The sequence below is a fragment of the Novosphingobium sp. 18050 genome, from assembly GCF_902706195.1.
Lineage (GTDB): Bacteria > Pseudomonadota > Alphaproteobacteria > Sphingomonadales > Sphingomonadaceae > Novosphingobium.
In genome coordinates, this window is sequence record NZ_CACSJO010000003.1 from 123,374 (window position 1) to 139,570 (window position 16,197).

At 65.5% G+C, this 16,197-nt stretch carries 14 protein-coding genes and 1 tRNA gene; 9 read left to right on the forward strand and 6 right to left on the reverse strand.

Annotation, left to right across the window (positions count from 1 at the left end):
• Positions 1 to 10: 10 nt before the first annotated feature.
• Both GVL61_RS04865 and GVL61_RS04870 read right to left on the reverse strand, forming a co-directional pair.
• On the reverse strand, positions 11 to 970 hold the full coding sequence (locus tag GVL61_RS04865) for an intradiol ring-cleavage dioxygenase (RefSeq protein WP_159977577.1): 960 nt from the start codon (positions 968 to 970) through the stop codon (positions 11 to 13).
• A 101-nt stretch (positions 971 to 1,071) separates the two neighbouring features.
• On the reverse strand, positions 1,072 to 1,848 hold the full coding sequence (locus GVL61_RS04870; protein ID WP_200844668.1) for a response regulator: 777 nt from the start codon (positions 1,846 to 1,848) through the stop codon (positions 1,072 to 1,074).
• A 671-nt stretch (positions 1,849 to 2,519) separates the two neighbouring features.
• Between GVL61_RS04870 and GVL61_RS04875 the strand changes: the two genes are divergently transcribed.
• From GVL61_RS04875 to GVL61_RS04885, 3 genes are all read left to right on the forward strand, one after another.
• Entirely contained in the window at positions 2,520 to 4,646 is a 2,127-nt protein-coding gene (locus GVL61_RS04875; RefSeq protein WP_159977579.1) for an ATP-binding protein, read from the forward strand.
• Between the two features lie 5 nt (positions 4,647 to 4,651).
• A complete protein-coding gene (locus GVL61_RS04880) occupies positions 4,652 to 5,593 on the forward strand; it encodes an autotransporter domain-containing protein (protein WP_159977581.1) in 942 nt (313 codons plus the stop codon).
• Between the two features lie 123 nt (positions 5,594 to 5,716).
• Positions 5,717 to 6,724, forward strand: a complete 1,008-nt coding sequence (locus tag GVL61_RS04885; protein WP_159977583.1) for an SDR family NAD(P)-dependent oxidoreductase — start codon at positions 5,717 to 5,719, stop codon at positions 6,722 to 6,724.
• Between the two features lie 98 nt (positions 6,725 to 6,822).
• On the opposite strand, the gene GVL61_RS04890 is transcribed toward GVL61_RS04885, so the two are convergent.
• Positions 6,823 to 6,909: transfer RNA gene (locus GVL61_RS04890), tRNA-Leu, on the reverse strand.
• A gap of 237 nt (positions 6,910 to 7,146) precedes the next feature.
• Here GVL61_RS04890 and GVL61_RS04895 point away from each other — a divergent pair.
• Positions 7,147 to 8,103 carry a complex I NDUFA9 subunit family protein gene (locus GVL61_RS04895; protein WP_159977585.1) on the forward strand — a complete coding sequence of 319 codons (957 nt, stop codon included), beginning with the start codon at positions 7,147 to 7,149 and terminating at the stop codon, positions 8,101 to 8,103.
• A gap of 34 nt (positions 8,104 to 8,137) precedes the next feature.
• On the opposite strand, the gene GVL61_RS04900 is transcribed toward GVL61_RS04895, so the two are convergent.
• Positions 8,138 to 8,605, reverse strand: a complete 468-nt coding sequence (locus tag GVL61_RS04900; protein WP_159977587.1) for a cupin domain-containing protein — start codon at positions 8,603 to 8,605, stop codon at positions 8,138 to 8,140.
• A 123-nt stretch (positions 8,606 to 8,728) separates the two neighbouring features.
• On the opposite strand from GVL61_RS04900, the gene GVL61_RS04905 reads away from it, so the two are divergent.
• The 5 genes from GVL61_RS04905 to GVL61_RS04925 all read left to right on the forward strand — a co-directional run bounded on the left by GVL61_RS04905 (position 8,729) and on the right by GVL61_RS04925 (position 13,470).
• On the forward strand, positions 8,729 to 9,001 hold the full coding sequence (locus GVL61_RS04905) for a DUF2171 domain-containing protein (RefSeq protein WP_235037528.1): 273 nt from the start codon (positions 8,729 to 8,731) through the stop codon (positions 8,999 to 9,001).
• A gap of 120 nt (positions 9,002 to 9,121) precedes the next feature.
• Positions 9,122 to 9,349, forward strand: a complete 228-nt coding sequence (locus GVL61_RS04910) for a DUF2171 domain-containing protein (protein WP_159977589.1) — start codon at positions 9,122 to 9,124, stop codon at positions 9,347 to 9,349.
• 264 nt (positions 9,350 to 9,613) lie between these two features.
• Positions 9,614 to 12,049, forward strand: coding sequence for a PQQ-binding-like beta-propeller repeat protein (locus tag GVL61_RS04915; RefSeq protein WP_159977591.1), 2,436 nt, complete (start codon positions 9,614 to 9,616; stop codon positions 12,047 to 12,049).
• A gap of 222 nt (positions 12,050 to 12,271) precedes the next feature.
• Complete coding sequence (locus GVL61_RS04920; RefSeq protein WP_159977593.1) at positions 12,272 to 12,574, forward strand: hypothetical protein; 303 nt, start codon at positions 12,272 to 12,274, stop codon at positions 12,572 to 12,574.
• Between the two features lie 110 nt (positions 12,575 to 12,684).
• Positions 12,685 to 13,470 (forward strand): hypothetical protein, encoded by a 786-nt coding sequence (locus GVL61_RS04925; RefSeq protein WP_159977595.1) that lies wholly within the window; start codon positions 12,685 to 12,687, stop codon positions 13,468 to 13,470.
• Positions 13,471 to 13,549: 79 nt separating this feature from the next.
• Here GVL61_RS04925 and GVL61_RS04930 read toward each other — a convergent pair whose 3' ends face one another.
• Both GVL61_RS04930 and GVL61_RS04935 read right to left on the reverse strand, forming a co-directional pair.
• Positions 13,550 to 13,939 carry a Rap1a/Tai family immunity protein gene (locus GVL61_RS04930; RefSeq protein WP_235037529.1) on the reverse strand — a complete coding sequence of 130 codons (390 nt, stop codon included), beginning with the start codon at positions 13,937 to 13,939 and terminating at the stop codon, positions 13,550 to 13,552.
• A gap of 137 nt (positions 13,940 to 14,076) precedes the next feature.
• Entirely contained in the window at positions 14,077 to 15,975 is a 1,899-nt protein-coding gene (locus GVL61_RS04935) for a ribonucleoside-diphosphate reductase subunit alpha (protein WP_235037538.1), read from the reverse strand.
• Between the last annotated feature and the right edge of the window lie 222 nt (positions 15,976 to 16,197).

A 16,197-nucleotide genomic window follows, 5' to 3' on the forward strand; every position in this document is an offset into this window, starting at 1 on the left:
ATGGACCGGATCAGGTAGCGATGCCGATCAGGGCGCTGCCGGTGTATCCGGCCGACACGCTGCCGCTGAGCGTCGGTGTCATCTGCGCCAGCTGGGCCGAGGTATTGTCGCCGAAGACATTGTCCGACGAAAGCGAGATCGCGTTGTAGTTGGCGATGCTGGCCGTGTAGGTAGAATTGCCCGTGAAGACGGCCGTATTGGTCGCCGCCGGCATCGCCAGCTGCGAGATCAGCGCGGCAGTGCGTCCAGTGCTGGCGGAGGTCAGCCCCCCTGTGAAAATCTCGAAGTGGATGTGCGGCCAGCGGCCCGAATAGCAGGCAGGGTAGATCGTGGTGAAAGTCACCTTGCCCTCGGCATCGGTCACCTGCACGCCGCGCAGATAGCTTTCTGTCGTTACCCCGCTCGAATAAAGCGAGTAGCGGCCATAGGCATCGCAGTGCCAGACATAGATCGCCGCGCCCGAAATCGCCGCGCAGCCGTTGCTGACGTCGACCAGTTGCAGTTCGAGTTCGAGGGGAACCCCGGTCGCCGTAGTGGTCGAGCCGATGAAGCTGGAGCGGATGTCCGACCGCACGATGCCGCTCTGGGTCAGAACGTTCGATGTCGCGCCGCTGGCGGTATTGGTGCCGTCCGCAGGGTAAGGCCCGTTGGTTTCAGTCGGATCGGCAACGCATGAAGCACCCGAAGTCCCGCCGGAAGTCGACGACGAGGTCGAGGTCGACGAGGACGAACTGGAGGTCGAGCTGGAACTGGAGGTCGAGGACGACGACGTCGCAGTGTCGGAACCAGAGGAGGAAGAACTGCTGTCGTCTCCGCCGCAGGCTGCCAGTGCGGCCGTAGCGCCTGTGCCCGCCAGGAAGGCCAGTGCCCGGCGCCGGGCGAACATCTCGCGCCCTATCGCGGCCAGATCTTCTGCCAGACCGTGGCCGTGGCGCGGTTCGCCTTGTCCTTCATGCTCCCGATTACCCATCTCGTCCTCCTTGCGCCCGGCCCCTCTGCCGGCCGAGCCTCGCGAAGGACTGTGCGCCGGGGGTTGCCGACAGATTTCAGGAGAATTGCGTCACGTTTGCGCTACTTTTCGCCCGGGCTGAGCACGGAAGGCACGAAGAGATAGCCTTCGTTGCGCACGGTACGGATGATGTCGCTGCCGCCCTGGCCTTCGGACAGCTTGCGGCGCAGGCGCGAAAGCTGGACGTCGATGGCGCGGTCGTAATGATCCGAATCCTCGCCGCGCGACCAGTCCAGCAGCTGGTCCCGGGTCAGTACCCGGCGCGGATGCTGGGCGAAGGCCCGCAGCAGGCGAAACTCCCCGTCCGAAAGCGATATCACCGCATTGGTGGGGTCGAACAGCAGGCGCAGGCCCAGGTCCATGCGCCATCCCGCGAAGTTCAGGCAGTCTCCCGAATCGATCTCTGCGGCGCGGGGACGCGGCGTTTCCGCGCCGGACACAGGCGGAGCCACCGCACGGCGGCGCAGAACGGTGCGGATGCGCGCCAGCAGTTCGCGCGGGTTGCAGGGCTTGGCCAGATAATCGTCGGCGCCCATCTCAAGGCCGACGATGCGGTCCACGTCGCTGCCTACGGCCGAAAGCATGATGACCGGCGGCGCGTCCGCGCCCAGCGCCCTGAGTGCCGTGAGCCCGTCTTCACGTGGCATCATCACATCCAGAACGATGAGGTCGAAATTCTCTGCCGCCAGCATGACGCGCATTTCCAGCGGATCGGCAGCTGTCGCCGTCTCATAGCCGTGCTTGGCAAGAAACTCGCCGATCAGCGAGCGGATGCCCTCGTCGTCGTCGACGATGAGAATGCGGGTCTGGAGGTCCATTGCACGTGGTTCTAGGATCATTCGCCCGTCATGGATAGTATCTGTTCCGCGCGGATTTCAGCTGCCGTCGCAGGTTGCAGACCGTCTGAAATGTCCCTGCAAAGCGGTGAAATCCGGCGGCAACCTGAGCCTCCCAGAAAACCGGTCATGGACAGTCGAGCCAGCCACGACACGTTTCGGGCAGCCGGCTTCACGAGCCTGACAGCGCCCCCCGCGCCCATTCTCGTGAAGCCGGCCCCGGCCGTGTCAATGGCCACCGTCCCGGGCCACCCCGCCAGGATGCCCGGCGGTGCCGGGATCGTCGTCCGAGCAGGTTCTGTAGTCGCACCCGTCCTGCTCGGCGACGGTCCCGGAACACCTTTCGCGATGGGACGCGATTGTTCAGTAACGGGCAAAACGCAGAGTCCACAAACTGACACAGGTGTGGGCTACCTGCCGCCCAGCCGGTCCCACCGGGGCAACGACGGCGCAAGAGTTTTCACCCGGATGCCCGTCGCCAGCGGCGCTGCATCCGGCTCGGTCCGAGGTGACTGTTCCCTCCATCGGCCTTTCAGGCCACCGGAGGGAACGCGGAGCGGGGACAGGAGGGACGTGTCCCTCTCTCCTGTCCCTGCTTCGCATATCGCGCGCTTCGCACCTTGCCGTCATCAACCTCCTCGAATTCGCCGCAGCGTCGTGGCAAAGCAGCATCCATGAACGTTCCCAGCCTTCCGCGCCGGCTCGGCATGCCGCTCGCCATGCAAATGGTCGCCATCCTGGTGTGCGTACTGCTGGCCGCGCAGGCAGTGACGCTTGCGCTCACCGTGCTGCTGCCGCCGCGCCCCACCGCGCGCTGGAACATGGACGAAGTCGCCGCCGCGCTGACCGGCGCCGCCCCGCCGGAACGGCTCGAACGCAAGGCGATGAGCGGCCCGCCCGACGTGCGCGGCCAGGGCTGGCTGGTCTCCGAATCCTCGCGTGAGGCTCTGGCGCAGCGGCTTGGCCGGTCCTCGCGCGATATCGTCCTCGCATTCTACACCCAGCTGCCGGTGGGCGGCGTCGCCGTCCCCAGCGAAGCGCGCTCGCCGCTCGCGGTCGAAGTGAAGAAGAGCAGCGGCGGGCTCGGCTCGCTATTGGTCGAGGAAGCCCATGCCCAGGCGATCCCCGGTGGCCCACCCGCAGGCGGCAGTCCCGGCTCCGGCGGCATGCCCTCCGGAGGCTTCCCCGGCGGCCGCATGCCCGGAGGCGGCTTCCCTGGCGGCAGTTCCGGCCCCGGAGGCCGTCCCGGCGGCGGCTTCCCCGGATCGTCGACACCCCGCCCCGGCCTCCCCCAGGGCGGCGTCGGCAGACCCACGAGCGGCCAGCCCGGCGGCGGCCCGCACAGGCCCGGCTCCCCCACTAACGGCGCCTCCACAACCGGCAATCCGGCTACCGGCAACCCCGCGCAGACCCAGCCCGGAGGCGCCGGTGGCAACGCCGGCACGGGCATCCAGCCCGGCACCGGAGTTGGTGGCCGCGGCGAATTCGGCGGTATCGGCGGCGCAAATCCCGGCATGATCGGCCCCGGCGGCGCCATGGGGCCCGGCATGAACGCAGGCCCATCGGTGCCGGTGATGACCGCACCTGTCCAGATCGTCCCGCCCCGTACCGCTCAGCCTGCCGAACCTGCACGCGCGCCTTCCAGGACAGTTCGAATTCTCGCCCCAACGGTGCAGCCGCAGGCAGTTGCCGCACCGCTGGTCCAGTCTTCCGCCCCGGCGACGCAGACACGGACGGTTTCCCCCGAGCCCGCCCGCGCCGCCGAAGTCACCGCCAAGCCCCAGCCGATCCCGTTCCGCAGAACCCGCGATTCGCTATTCGACATGGCATCGCCCCCGTTCATCGAAGGCGACTTCGTGGCCGCAGCGCGTCAGAGCGACGGCACCTGGATCGCCGTCGCTCCGCGCGCCGAGCCATTCCCCAACGCCTGGCAGAGCCGCGTGATGCTGTGGTTCGCGCTCTCGCTGGCGATCGTCAGCCCGCTTGCCTGGCTGTTCGTGCGGCGCATTGTCCTGCCCTTGCGCGATTTCGCCGCGGCCGCCGAGCAGCTCGGCCGCGATCCTTCGGCGACCATCCTCCCCCTCTCCGGCCCCGCCGAGATCGGGCGTGCCGCCAATGCCTTCAACCAGATGCGCAACCGCCTGCGCGCTTTCGTCGACGACCGCACGGCGATGGTCGGCGCGATCAGCCATGACCTGCGCACTCCTCTCACCCGCCTGCGCTTCCGCATCGAGGACGTACCCGACGACCAGCGCGAGGGCCTGCTTCGCGAAGTGACCGAGATGGAAGCGATGATCAGCCAGGTTATCGCCTTCATCCGCGACGCCTCCACCCCCGGCCCTCGCGAGCGCGTGGACTTCGCCGAACTGATCGCCGGCAGCGTCGCGGATGCACAGATGGTCGGCGGCAAGGTCGAGATCGAACGCAATGCCAATATCCCGGTCGACGTAGACCCCGTCGGTATTCGCCGCCTGCTCGGCAATCTGCTCGAAAACGCAGTGAAGTACGGCGATACGGTGCGCGTGCGTGTCTCGCTGTCCGGCGGCGAGGCCGTGGCCGAGATCGTCGACGCCGGCCCCGGCATCCCGGAGGACGAGTTCGACCGCGCCTTCGAACCCTTCTACCGCACCGACGAGGCGCGCAAGTCGGGTCGCAAGGGCAGCGGCCTGGGCCTTGCCGTATGCCGCTCGATCGCCCGCGCCCATGGCGGCGACGTGTCGTTCGCCCACGCGCAGGATGGCTTCATCGCCCGCGTTGCCGTGCCGGCCGCGTTCGACCCGACCCTGCGCAAGGTAGCCTGACAGGCATGAGGGTTCACGCCTGGGTTCTTGCCCTGCTCGCCCTGACGCCCGGTCATGCGAAAGCGCAGGAGAGCGCCGACACGATCACCCCTGTCGCGGCCGAGACTCCGGCCGCCGAAGCACCATCGGCAACCGCCGCACCGATTGAGGTCCAGCCACTCTGGACTGCGGCCGCCTCCGCCGGGATCAGCAACCGCGACGGCGGCCCGGACGGCAGTTGGCAATCGCTCAGCCTCACCCGCCGCTTGGGCCGCGGTTATGTGCGCGGCAGCCTGATGCGCTACAGCGGCACCTTGCTGCAGGCCGATGTTGCCCTTCCCTCCGACTATTACGTCGGCACGATCGGCGCGGGCGGCAATTTCGACAACTGGGTGGTGGACGGCTGGGCCAGTTACGGCCGGCAGGACTACGGCCGCATCAGCACGGCAGCAGGTAGCCGATCCAGCACCGGCGCCAAGGGCAGCGACTACTACGCGGTCGGCGGCGATTTCGGCCGCGTGGTGCCGCTGGGGTCCAATTTCTACATGACACCCACCGTGGCCGCCTCCTTCGCCAACGGCCGCCTGCTGCGCCCCGCCCCGACCGGCTCCGGCCTGACTGACCTGGAGACCGGGGAACCCACCTGGTCCGCCAATGCCGCCGTGCGTCTGGACCACGCCTTCGGCCCCTCGGGTATCCACTATGCCGGCCTGTCGATCTCGCGCAACTGGACCAGCAACGGCATCTCGGCCCTGCGCCTGCGCCGTTCCGAAGAGGTGAACCAAGACGGCAGCCAACGCTTCACCCTTGACAGCAAGCATTACGCGGACAGCTGGTTCGAAGCGGGCGCCACCGCCAGCATGAAGCTGGGCCACGGCCTCTACCTCGACCTCTTCGCGACGCGCAGCTTCGGGGTGGAGGCCGGCAACGTCACCTCGGCAGGGGCGACCTTGCGCAAGTCTTTCTGAAATATCGCTTCCCCAGCACCTTGAAGAACCGCCGCGCGCGGATCGGTTATCATCTGGTCCATCTTTTTGCGTTAGGGCTGCGCCGTAACGATGATGAAATGTGAAAGCGGCAAGGCGAGCGACATGAAGGAAACGACGGTACTGGTAACAGGCGCAGCCGGCTTCATCGGCGCGGCCGTGGCCGAGGCGCTGATGGCACGCGGGCAGACGGTGGTCGGCATCGACAACCTCAACAATTATTACGCCGTCTCGCTCAAGCAGGCCCGCCTGGGCAGGTTGGCCGCAAACCACGCCAGCCGCTTCCATTTCCATGCCCTCGATTTTTCCGACATGGCGGCGCTGACCGCCACTCTGGCCCCCTACCGGTTCGACAGAATCGTACACCTGGGCGCTCAGGCCGGCGTGCGTTACTCGCTTGAAAATCCGCAGGCCTACGTCGCCTCGAATCTCGCCGGTCACGTTAACATGCTCGAACTGGCCCGCGCGCGGCAGGTCGCGCACATGGTCTATGCCAGCTCCAGTTCGGTCTACGGCGGCAATACCAAGATGCCTTTCGCGGTGGAGGACCGCACCGACCACCCGGTATCGCTCTACGCCGCCACCAAGAAGGCGGACGAACTGATGAGCGAAACTTACGCCCATCTGTTCCGCCTGCCCCTGACGGGCCTGCGCTTCTTCACCGTCTATGGCCCCTGGGGCCGTCCGGACATGGCGATGTGGAAGTTTGCCGAGCGCATCCTCACGGATCGCCCTATCGACGTCTACAACCAGGGCGAGATGCACCGCGATTTCACGTATATCGATGATATCGTCGGCGGCGTGCTCGCCTGCCTGGACCGCCCCCCTGCTGACGATGATACACCCAAGGCCGGCGGCAGCGTCAAGCCGCATGCGCTCTACAACATCGGCAACAACTGTTCCGAACACCTGCTGCGCCTGATCGAAGTGCTGGAGGACGCCCTTGGCCGCAAGGCACAGCGCAACCTCCTGCCAATGCAGCCCGGCGACGTTCCTGCGACCTATGCCGACATCACCGCCCTCACCCGCGACACCGGCTACGCGCCCAGCACACCGATCGAAATCGGCGTACCGCGCTTCGCAGACTGGTTCCGCGACTATACCAGGCTTTAGGTGGCTCTGCGGGAGCGAAAGCTCCCATCAGCACAAACAAAAAGAGCGGCCTCGCGGCCGCTCTTTTTGTTTGCTTTCCCCTGCCATGCAAAGGAAAATGGTGCCCAGAAGAGGACTCGAACCTCCACGCCCTTGCGAGCGCCAGCACCTGAAGCTGGTGCGTCTACCAATTCCGCCATCTGGGCACTTTTTAGCAGGTCCGGATCACCGTTCCTGCCGGGTAGGAGGGCGCCTCTACGCAGCACTCGCAGGCTTGTCAACACCGGGAAGTGCAACAATTTTCATTCGTGCGGATTGCCGTGGTTCAAGGGGCCGGACCAACTGCCCGGTTGCCCCTGTCCCGGCCTTGTGGCAGGGGCGCTTGGATATGCTGCGGCGCGGGAAAGTGGCCCCGCGCGGCGATGGAAGGACCCTACCTGACCATGAGCCTCACAGATTCCCTTTCCGGCAAGATCATCACCGTCCTCGGCGGCAGTGGCTTCGTCGGCCATCACCTCGCACAGGAACTGCTTGCACGCGGGGCTCGCCTGCGCATTGCCAGCCGCCACCCCAAGAAAGCCTTCGCGATCAAGCCGCTCGGCAACCTGGGCCAGGTCCAGTTCGCCGGCGTCGACGTAACCAAGCCCGCATCGCTTGCCGCCGTGCTGGCAGGTTCGGACGCGGTCGTTAACCTCGTGGGCGCGTTTGGCGGCAATCTCGATGCGCTTCAAGGCAAGGGCGCGGGCGCCATCGCCGCCGCCGCCAAGGCCGCAGGCGTCGCCGCCTTCGTTCATGTCTCGGCGATCGGCGCGGATGCCAGCTCGGACGTCGGCTATGCGCGCACCAAGGGCGAAGGCGAAGCGGCCGTTCGCACCGCCTTTGCAGAGGCGACCATCGTGCGCCCCTCGCTGATGTTCGGTCCCGACGACAAGTTCGTGATGATGTTCGGCGAACTGATTTCGCGCCTGCCCGCCCTGCCCGTGTTCGCTCCCGAGGCGAAGCTGCAGCCGGTCTTCGTGGACGACGTGGCCGAGGCGATCGCCAACATCCTCGCCGATCCGGCAGCGCATGGCGGCAAGACTTTCGAACTCGCCGGACCAGAGGTCATCACCATGCTGGACTTCAACCAGCGCCTCGCCGCCGCGCAGGCCCGCTCGCGCACCTTCATCGAGCTTCCCGACGGCCTCTCCGGCCTGATCGCCAGCGCCACCGGCTGGCTACCCGGCGCGCCGATCAGTTCCGACCAGTTCAAGCTGCTCAAGGCCGGCAGCGTCGCCAGCGGCTCCGAGCCGGGCATCGCCGACCTTGGCGTGACCCCGCGCCCGCTCGGCCTGTTCCTCGACCGCTGGATGACCCAGTTCCGCAAGCACGGGCGCTTCGGCGCCAAGCACGCGGCCTGAAGCGGCCCCGCCTCACGGCGGGAACGGCTCACACTCACGATGGCGCGGCGCGGGTAGCCGGCAGGACGAAAGTCACCACCCGCGCCGTCACCTCGCCATCGTTGCGCCAGCCATGGACGACGCCGCGGCAGATGCCCGAATCGCCAGCGCGCAAAACCACCTCCCCGGCCTCCAGCACCAGCACGACTTCGCCTTCCACCACATGAAAATGATCGGCAGTATCGGTGAAGTGCATACCCGGATCATCGCGCCCCAGGCCCGGTGCATATTCCGCGACCATGAAGGCATAAACAGGCTGCGCAAGCTGTTCGAAGCGGAACGGCCCGGTCGATTGCTCTAAAGATGCAGCGCTGTCCACGCGGGCATCGAGCGCGCCGCTCCACATCTGCGTAATCGCAATGTTTCCCAGCGACAGTGGCTGCGCTGCCGTATCCGAGATTACTGCACTGCGCCCGTCCACGCCGATCCCCGCCACCACGCGGCGAAACTCCCTGGATGCCATCGTTCCCTACCTCCCCATGATCCCCGCCCTTATGCCGCAGCGGCAGGAACCGCGCGGGTCGGCAGAGCATTGTCTCCACGCAAGGGGCCTGCCTGCGAGGCCCGCAGAAAGTGGAGTATTCCCGTGACCGACCCGTCCACGCAATCGTCAGATCACGAAACCGCCTGGGCGACAGCCTCCGGTACGATCCGCAAGGGCATGAAAGTCCTGAGCGCGGACGGCGCGCTGCTCGGCACCGTGGAAAAGCTGCTCGGCGAGGAAGTGATGCTGGCCGAACATGGGCCTGGAGAGCGTACCAGCTTCATCGCCGTAACCCAGATCGACGGCATCAGCGACGATGCCGTGCTGCTCTCCGATCGGGGCGATGCGACCTTCGGGCTCGGTGCGGAACCCTGAGAACGGCGCTCCCAGTCAGGCAACCCCACGAGCCGTTGCCCGCCAGCGATGAACGCCGGAACGATAGCATCGGCCCGCCCGTTTCGTTCTCATACCCCCCGAGACAATGGAGAAGACCCGATGTTCGAGAAACTCCGCATCCGTGAGCACATGGAAGTCACCACCAGCACCGGCCAGCACGTCGGCACCGTCGACGAAGTGAAGGACGACCAGATCAAGCTGACCCGCACCGACAGTTCCGACGGTGCGCACCACTTCATCGCGTTCGAAAATGTCGACAAGATCGAAGACAACCGCGTGTACCTGAAGCAGGGCACGCCGATCCCGATGGGCGTCGGCGCTAACTGACGAACGAGCCACCGAAGGCGAAAGAGACGGCCTTCCCCCTACGGGTCGTCTCATTCGTGAAAGCCCCGGCTTCCCCTCGCGGGAAGTCGGGGCTTTTCCTGTCGCCGCCGTTTAACGGCGATATGGCTACTCTACTTGACCGTGACCGCATCCCCGCCGCGATGCATCGGTCGATATGATACACTGTAGACAGCATCTCTTTCCAAGCTGATCCTCGCCTGATAGTCCCAAGGCCAAGAAAAGACAGGACGAGGGGAGACGGGCGTGATCGCGGATTTCGCAAAAGGGGTGCTGCGTGTCCCTCTCACGGCGCTAATGGCGGCGCTGGCACCGCTGGCTCTTTCAGCCTGCAATCGCCCGGCCCAACCGATCGAGCAGGCCATGGTCGCCGATCCCGACGAGTGGCCCAGTTGGGGTCGCACCGGAGGAGAAACGCACTACTCTCCATTGGACGAGATCGACACCGGCAACGTCTCCGGCCTCAAGCTGGCCTGGCATTACGATCTGGAGCCCGGCTACAGCGCATCGACCCCGCTGATGGCAGAGGGCAAGGTCTTTCTGACCAGTGGCCACTCGCACATCCGCGCGCTCGACGCGGTAACAGGCAAACAGCTCTGGGAATATGACGGCGGCACGCGCGAACGCGCTACATCCTCGCTGCAATTGACCTGGGGCAACAAGGGCATCGCCTATGATGCCGGCCACGTCTTTCTCGTCACGACCGATGGCTACGTCGTTTCGCTCGATGCGAAGACCGGCAGGGAGGCATGGAAGACCTACGATTTTCCCGACAAGTCCCCGCGCAACTCCAACGGCGCCCCGCGCGTGTTCGGCGGCAAGGTGATCGTCGGCTTCGGCGGCGCGGACATCAGCCCGGCGCGCGGCTTCGTCACCGCCTACGATGCGAAGACCGGCAAACTGGCCTGGCGCTTCTACACCACCCCCGGCGAGGAGGTGACCCCGGCCAACAAGAAGGCCGAAGCCATCATGCGGGCGACCTGGCCAAGCGGGTGGACCAACCCCGACGGCACCAGACGCGGCGGCGGCGGCACCGCGTGGAACGCCTTCAGCTACGATCCCGAACTGCACCTGGTGTACCTCGGCATCGGCAATGGCTTTCCCTACAACCGCGATCGCCGCAGTCCCGGCGGCGGCGACAACCTGTTCCTGGCCTCTATCGTGGCGGTGAACGTCGATACCGGCGCCTACAAGTGGCACTATCAGGTCTGCCCCGGCGAACAGTGGGACTGCACCGCCACTACTGACATGACGCTCGCCACGCTGAAGATCGACGGCAAGGACCGCCGCGTGCTGATGCAGGCGCCCAAGAACGGCTTCTTCTACGTGCTGGACCGCGAGACCGGCCAGTTCATCTCGGCGGAGAAGATCGCCAAGGTGACATGGGCATCTAAGATCGATCCGAAAACCGGTCGCCCGGTCGAGAACCCCGGCATCCGCTACAACGGCAAGCCCGGCCTGTTCGAACTGTGGCCCGGCCCGACCGGCGCCCATTCGTGGATGCCGCAGGCCTACAGCCCTCTGACCGGCCTGGTCTATATCCCGGTGCTCGACAATGGCGCGCTGATCGGTGACGGCCAGAAGGGCGGCGGCGAGATCACCGCCGGCATGGGCGTAACCCTGCTTCCCGAAGCCGACCTGCCCGGCAGTCACAAGAGCTACCTCAAAGCCTGGAACCCGGCCACCCAGACGGAGGCATGGCGGGTGGACCTGCCCGGAAACTGGCCCGGCGGCGTCATGGCAAGCGGCGGTGGTCTGGTCTTCCAGGGGCAGGTCGATGGCCTGTTCGTCGCCCGCGATGCGGCCGGTGGCAAGCAGCTGTGGTCGTTCAAGACCGAAAGCCCGATCGTCGGCGCACCGATCACCTACCGCGTGAAAGGACGCCAGTACGTCACCGTCATCACCGGCAATGGCGGCAATGGCGCGGGGATCAACTCACCCGGCCTCGCCGCCTTCCGCACCGATTACCGCCTGCCGCGCCGGGTCCTGACGTTCACGCTGGACGGCAAGGACAGCATCCCGCCCTTCGCCATGCCCGCCCTGGTGCCTCCGGCCGACCCGGACTTCAAGCCGGACCTCGCCCGCGCGCAGGCAGGCGCCATGCTGTTCGGCACCCGTGCCTGTCTGGTCTGCCACGGCTGGAATGCCATCGGCGGCGGCGCGGCTCCGGACCTGCGCTATTCGCCGACGATCACCGACGCGGCGACCTTCAAGGCGATCGTCAGGGATGGCGGGCTCAAGCTGAACGGCATGCCGCCTTTTCCCGCCTTCACCGACGAGGAACTGGAGACCACTCGCTTCTACCTGCGCGCCCGCGCCCAGGCCGCCCCGGCGGAACATCAGGCGCTGCTCGACAAGGCCAAGGCCGCCAAAGCCAGCAATGCTCGGCCGCAGGACTTTGCGGGGCGCTGGAACATCACCATCCAGTCGCCGGTGGGCGCGCAGAAGGCGGTGATGGAGCTGAAGGTGCAGGGCAACGTGATAACCGGCAAGGTCATCGCCGATCAGGGCAGCGTCGATGTCGCCGGAGCGGTGAAGGACGGCCGGGCGAAGTTCGAGGGCAAGGCCTCCATGCCCATGCCGATCACCGTCAGCTACGACGTGACCGTGCGTGACGGGCAGCTGACGGGTGAGAACGCCAATGGCCCCTTCGGGACATTCCCGGTGACGGGTATGCGCTGATCCGGCGTGTACCTCTTCTCCTTCCCCTCGAACAACCGCGCTTCGGGGCCTTTGGAAGCGGATTTGCGGGGCACTTCGCGCTGCGATCAGTAGTGATCGCCGGGAACCTAGTTTGGAATCGTCTGTTCACCCTGATGGAAGCACAGCTGAACCTAATCGCATTGTCGGATCGTCAAGGCTCGGCTTGGTCCGTTACGGTTTGTTGCCAATAAGGAGAATTCCATGTCGCTTTCACTCACGAAACTCGCCCCCGCCGCCATAATTCTGGTCGGTTCGATGGGCCTCGGCGGCTGCGCAACGAAGGGCTTCGTGCGCGAGGAAATCGCTACCGTGAACCAGCGTATCGATGGCCTCGACGCCAGGCTGCAGACGACCGACGGCACCGCGAAGCAGGCTCTGGCCGAAGCGCAGGCAGCATCGGGCCAGGCACAGCAGAACGGTCAGCGCCTCGACCAGCTCAACAGCCGCGTCGACGGCGTCGAGCAGCGGATGGCAGAGAGCCAGCGCAAGCGTCCCCGCAACTAAGCCTGCGACGCCCGCCAATACCATCTGAACCATGATTTCCCGCGTCGGCGCATCATCGCGCCGACGACGGCTTTCATCTGCCCCATCTTCACCCGAGTGCACCAGAACCGATGATTACCATTACGCTGGCGCTTGCCGGCCTCGCACTGACCGGCCCGGCGCCGGCCCGGTCGATGCAGTACCTTCAAGCGGCAGAGCAGGCACCCACGCAGGCTTTAACCAAGGCTGCGGCCAAAGCTGGGTCCAAGACTACCGGGGCCAAGGCAAGGGCCAAAGCGGCCCACAAAACAGCCCCGCAGGCAACAGGTGCACAGGAAGAAGCCGCCGCGACACGATCGGAAGACGCTACCCGCGTCGCCGATTGGATCGCGGCGTCCGGGGATAATCACGCCCTCCCCTACATCATCGTCGACAAGAAGGCCGCGGCCCTCCTGCTCTTCGATGCTACGGGGAAACCCTTGGGACAGGTTCCGGTCCTGCTCGGTATCGCTTTAGGCGACGAAGCCTCGCCGGGCATCGGAACCAAGAACTTGTCCGAGATCGGTCCTGCGGAAAAAACGACGCCGGCCGGACGCTTCCTCGCCAAATTCGGAGCGGCGGCCGGAAACCAGCGCGTGCTGTGGGTCGATTACGCCACTTCGGTGGCGCTCCACCCGATCCCCACTCCGGGAAAGCCCAAGGAACGGCGCCGTCAGCGAATGCTGTCCACCACGATCGAGGACAATCGCATCACCTTCGGATGCATCAATGTTCCCACCGCCTTCTACAACAAGAGCATTCGCCCGCTGTTCCAGGCAAAGGGCGGCTACGTCTACGTGACGCCCGACAGCAAGCCGCTGGAGGATGTCTTCCCTCGGCTGCGGGTTCAGGCCGCCATGCAGGCAGGCGGGTACTAAGCCCCGCCGTTGCGCATCGGCCGAACCGTAGCCGCGCGCCACTCCGGTGTAATTGGGCCGAGGTGGACCGACCCGGCCCCTACTTCCGCTTGCGGCAGGGCCACTCCTTGCGCGTCGCCGCGAACACCAGGTCGGCTGCGGATTCCTTGCGGCTCTTCGGGTTGTCCTGAAGATAATCGACCGTCGCGGCTCTGAGCTGGCTGATGGTCACATCGCCGGGAATGCAGCTGTTCAGCTTGTTGCTCTTGCGCGTGGTATTGAAAGCATCGATCGCGCCCGTGACATAGGCGATGCATTCATAGGTCTTCTCGACATATTCCTTGCTGCCCCGTTCCGCCGAGCACGCCTTGTAGAGGTCGTCGCCGGTGTAGAAACTGGCATCGGCAGCCACAGGAAGAAATCCCAGCGGAGCGATCAGGGCCAGGCAGGCCAGCTTTCTCGATTTCATCTTCGGGAAACTCTCTTTCAACCAACACGCGGACGTTTGCGTCAAATCCGGTGCCCGTCAACAGCCGCCCGCACCGGAAGCGGCCGCGCACGGCAAAACGAAAACGGCCCCCCGATTACCCGGAAGGCCGCTCTCGGTGGAACTCTGGGTCCGTCAGATCACTGACAGGCAAGGCACTCGTCGTAATCGGTGGTGGCCGCGAGTTCGAACTTGGCCAGTTCGCTGGTGTTGTCCGCTTCCACGCCGCCCACGAAGCCCGCGCGCTGCACCGACTTCGAGCGCAGGTAGTAGAGCGACTTGATACCCCGCTCCCATGCCTGGAAGTGCAGCATCATCAGGTCCCACTTGTCGACGTCGGCCGGGATGAACAGGTTCAGCGACTGCGCCTGGTCGATGTAAGGCGTGCGGTCGGCGGCGAATTCGAGCAGCCAGCGCTGGTCGATCTCGAAGCTGGTCTTGTAGACCGCCTTCTCGTCGGCCGTCAGGAAGTCGAGGTGCTGGACCGAACCGCCATGCTCGAGGATCGAATTCCACACGTTGTTGGAATCCTTGCTCTTCAAGGCGAGCAGCTTCTCAAGGTAGGGGTTCTTCACCACGAAGCTGCCCGAGAGCGTCTTGTGGGTATAGATGTTGGCCGGGATCGGCTCGATGCAGGCCGAAGTGCCGCCGCAGATGATCGAGATCGACGCGGTGGGCGCGATCGCCATCTTGCAGCTGAAACGCTCCATCACGCCCATGTCGGCGGCGTCGGGGCACGGTCCGCGCTCCTTGGCCAGCATCATCGAGGCCTCGTTGGCCTTCTGGTTGATGTACTGGAACATCTGCAGGTTCAGCGCCTTGGCCATCGCGCTTTCGAAGCCGATGCCGCGCTTCTGCAGATAGGAGTGGAAGCCCATCACGCCCATGCCGACCGAACGCTCACGCTCGGCGGAGTACTTGGCGCGGGCCATCTCGTTCGGTGCGCGGTCGATATAGTCCTGCAGGACGTTGTCGAGGAAGCGCAGCACGTCTTCGACGAAGCGCTTCTCGCCCTTCCACTCTTCCCAGGTCTCCAGGTTGAGCGAGGACAGGCAGCACACCGCGGTACGGTCGTTGCCGAGGTGGTCGCGGCCCGTGGGCAGGGTGATTTCCGAGCACAGGTTCGAGGTCGAGACCTTGAGGCCGAGGTCGCGGTGATGCTTAGGCATCATGCGGTTCACGGTGTCGGAGAAGACGATGTATGGCTCACCGGTGGCGAGGCGCACTTCGACCAGCTTCTGGAACAGCGAGCGCGCGTCGACCTTGCCGCGCACGGAACCGTCCTTGGGGCTGCGCAGCTTGAATTCGGCGCCGTCACGAACGGCTTCCATGAATTCGTCGGTCAGCAGCACGCCGTGGTGCAGGTTGAGCGCCTTGCGGTTGAAGTCGCCCGACGGTTTGCGGATTTCGAGGAACTCTTCGATCTCGGGGTGCGAGACGTCGAGGTAGCAGGCCGCCGAACCACGGCGCAGCGAACCCTGGCTGATCGCGAGGGTCAGCGAATCCATCACGCGCACGAAAGGAATGATGCCGCTGGTCTTGCCGTTGAGGCCGACCGGCTCGCCAATGCCGCGCACGTTGCCCCAGTAGGTGCCGATGCCGCCGCCGCGCGAGGCGAGCCAGACGTTCTCGTTCCAGGTGGCGACGATGCCCTCAAGGCTGTCGTCGACCGAGTTCAGGTAGCACGAGATCGGCAGGCCGCGTCCGGTGCCACCGTTCGAGAGAACGGGGGTGGCGGGCATGAACCACAGCCTCGAGATGTAGTCGTAGACGCGCTGGGCGTGGTCCTGATCGTCACAGTACGCATCCGCGACGCGGGCGAACAGGTCCTGGTACTTCTCACCGGGGAGCAGGTAGCGGTCGTCCAGCGTTTCCTTGCCGAAATCGGTCAGCAGGGCGTCGCGCGCATGATCGGTAACGATAGTGAAGCGGCGCGCATTGATCGTCTTGGAATCGCGCGGCGCGAGGTTTTCCGGCTTCATCGCCGCCGCAATCGTCTCGGCGACCAGTTCGGCCGTTGCGGTATCGGTCTTGTCCATGGCGACTGCCGGGCGCTTGCCCGTCTCCTTTTGCTGCCGGGGGCGGGCGGGATCCAAAGCGGGGCTCGATGTATACAGCCCCTCCATCTCGACCTGCGCCGAGCCGGCGTGCGTCACGCCTGAGTTATCCGAATCAGACACCTGACCGTCGCTTCCGTTCCTGAAATCCACTGGTGCCCCCGAGCTTCTAAATCACGTCATCGAACCGCCATCAGGCGAGTT

Coding starts and splice junctions, on each gene's coding strand:
- GVL61_RS04865 (WP_159977577.1), bottom strand. CDS start 970: ATGGGTAATCGGGAGCATGAAGGACAAGGCGAACCGCGCCACGGCCAC.
- GVL61_RS04870 (WP_200844668.1), bottom strand. CDS start 1,848: ATGATCCTAGAACCACGTGCAATGGACCTCCAGACCCGCATTCTCATC.
- GVL61_RS04875 (WP_159977579.1), top strand. CDS start 2,520: ATGAACGTTCCCAGCCTTCCGCGCCGGCTCGGCATGCCGCTCGCCATG.
- GVL61_RS04880 (WP_159977581.1), top strand. CDS start 4,652: ATGAGGGTTCACGCCTGGGTTCTTGCCCTGCTCGCCCTGACGCCCGGT.
- GVL61_RS04885 (WP_159977583.1), top strand. CDS start 5,717: ATGAAGGAAACGACGGTACTGGTAACAGGCGCAGCCGGCTTCATCGGC.
- GVL61_RS04895 (WP_159977585.1), top strand. CDS start 7,147: ATGAGCCTCACAGATTCCCTTTCCGGCAAGATCATCACCGTCCTCGGC.
- GVL61_RS04900 (WP_159977587.1), bottom strand. CDS start 8,605: ATGGCATCCAGGGAGTTTCGCCGCGTGGTGGCGGGGATCGGCGTGGAC.
- GVL61_RS04910 (WP_159977589.1), top strand. CDS start 9,122: ATGTTCGAGAAACTCCGCATCCGTGAGCACATGGAAGTCACCACCAGC.
- GVL61_RS04920 (WP_159977593.1), top strand. CDS start 12,272: ATGTCGCTTTCACTCACGAAACTCGCCCCCGCCGCCATAATTCTGGTC.
- GVL61_RS04925 (WP_159977595.1), top strand. CDS start 12,685: ATGATTACCATTACGCTGGCGCTTGCCGGCCTCGCACTGACCGGCCCG.
- GVL61_RS04935 (WP_235037538.1), bottom strand. CDS start 15,975: ATGGACAAGACCGATACCGCAACGGCCGAACTGGTCGCCGAGACGATT.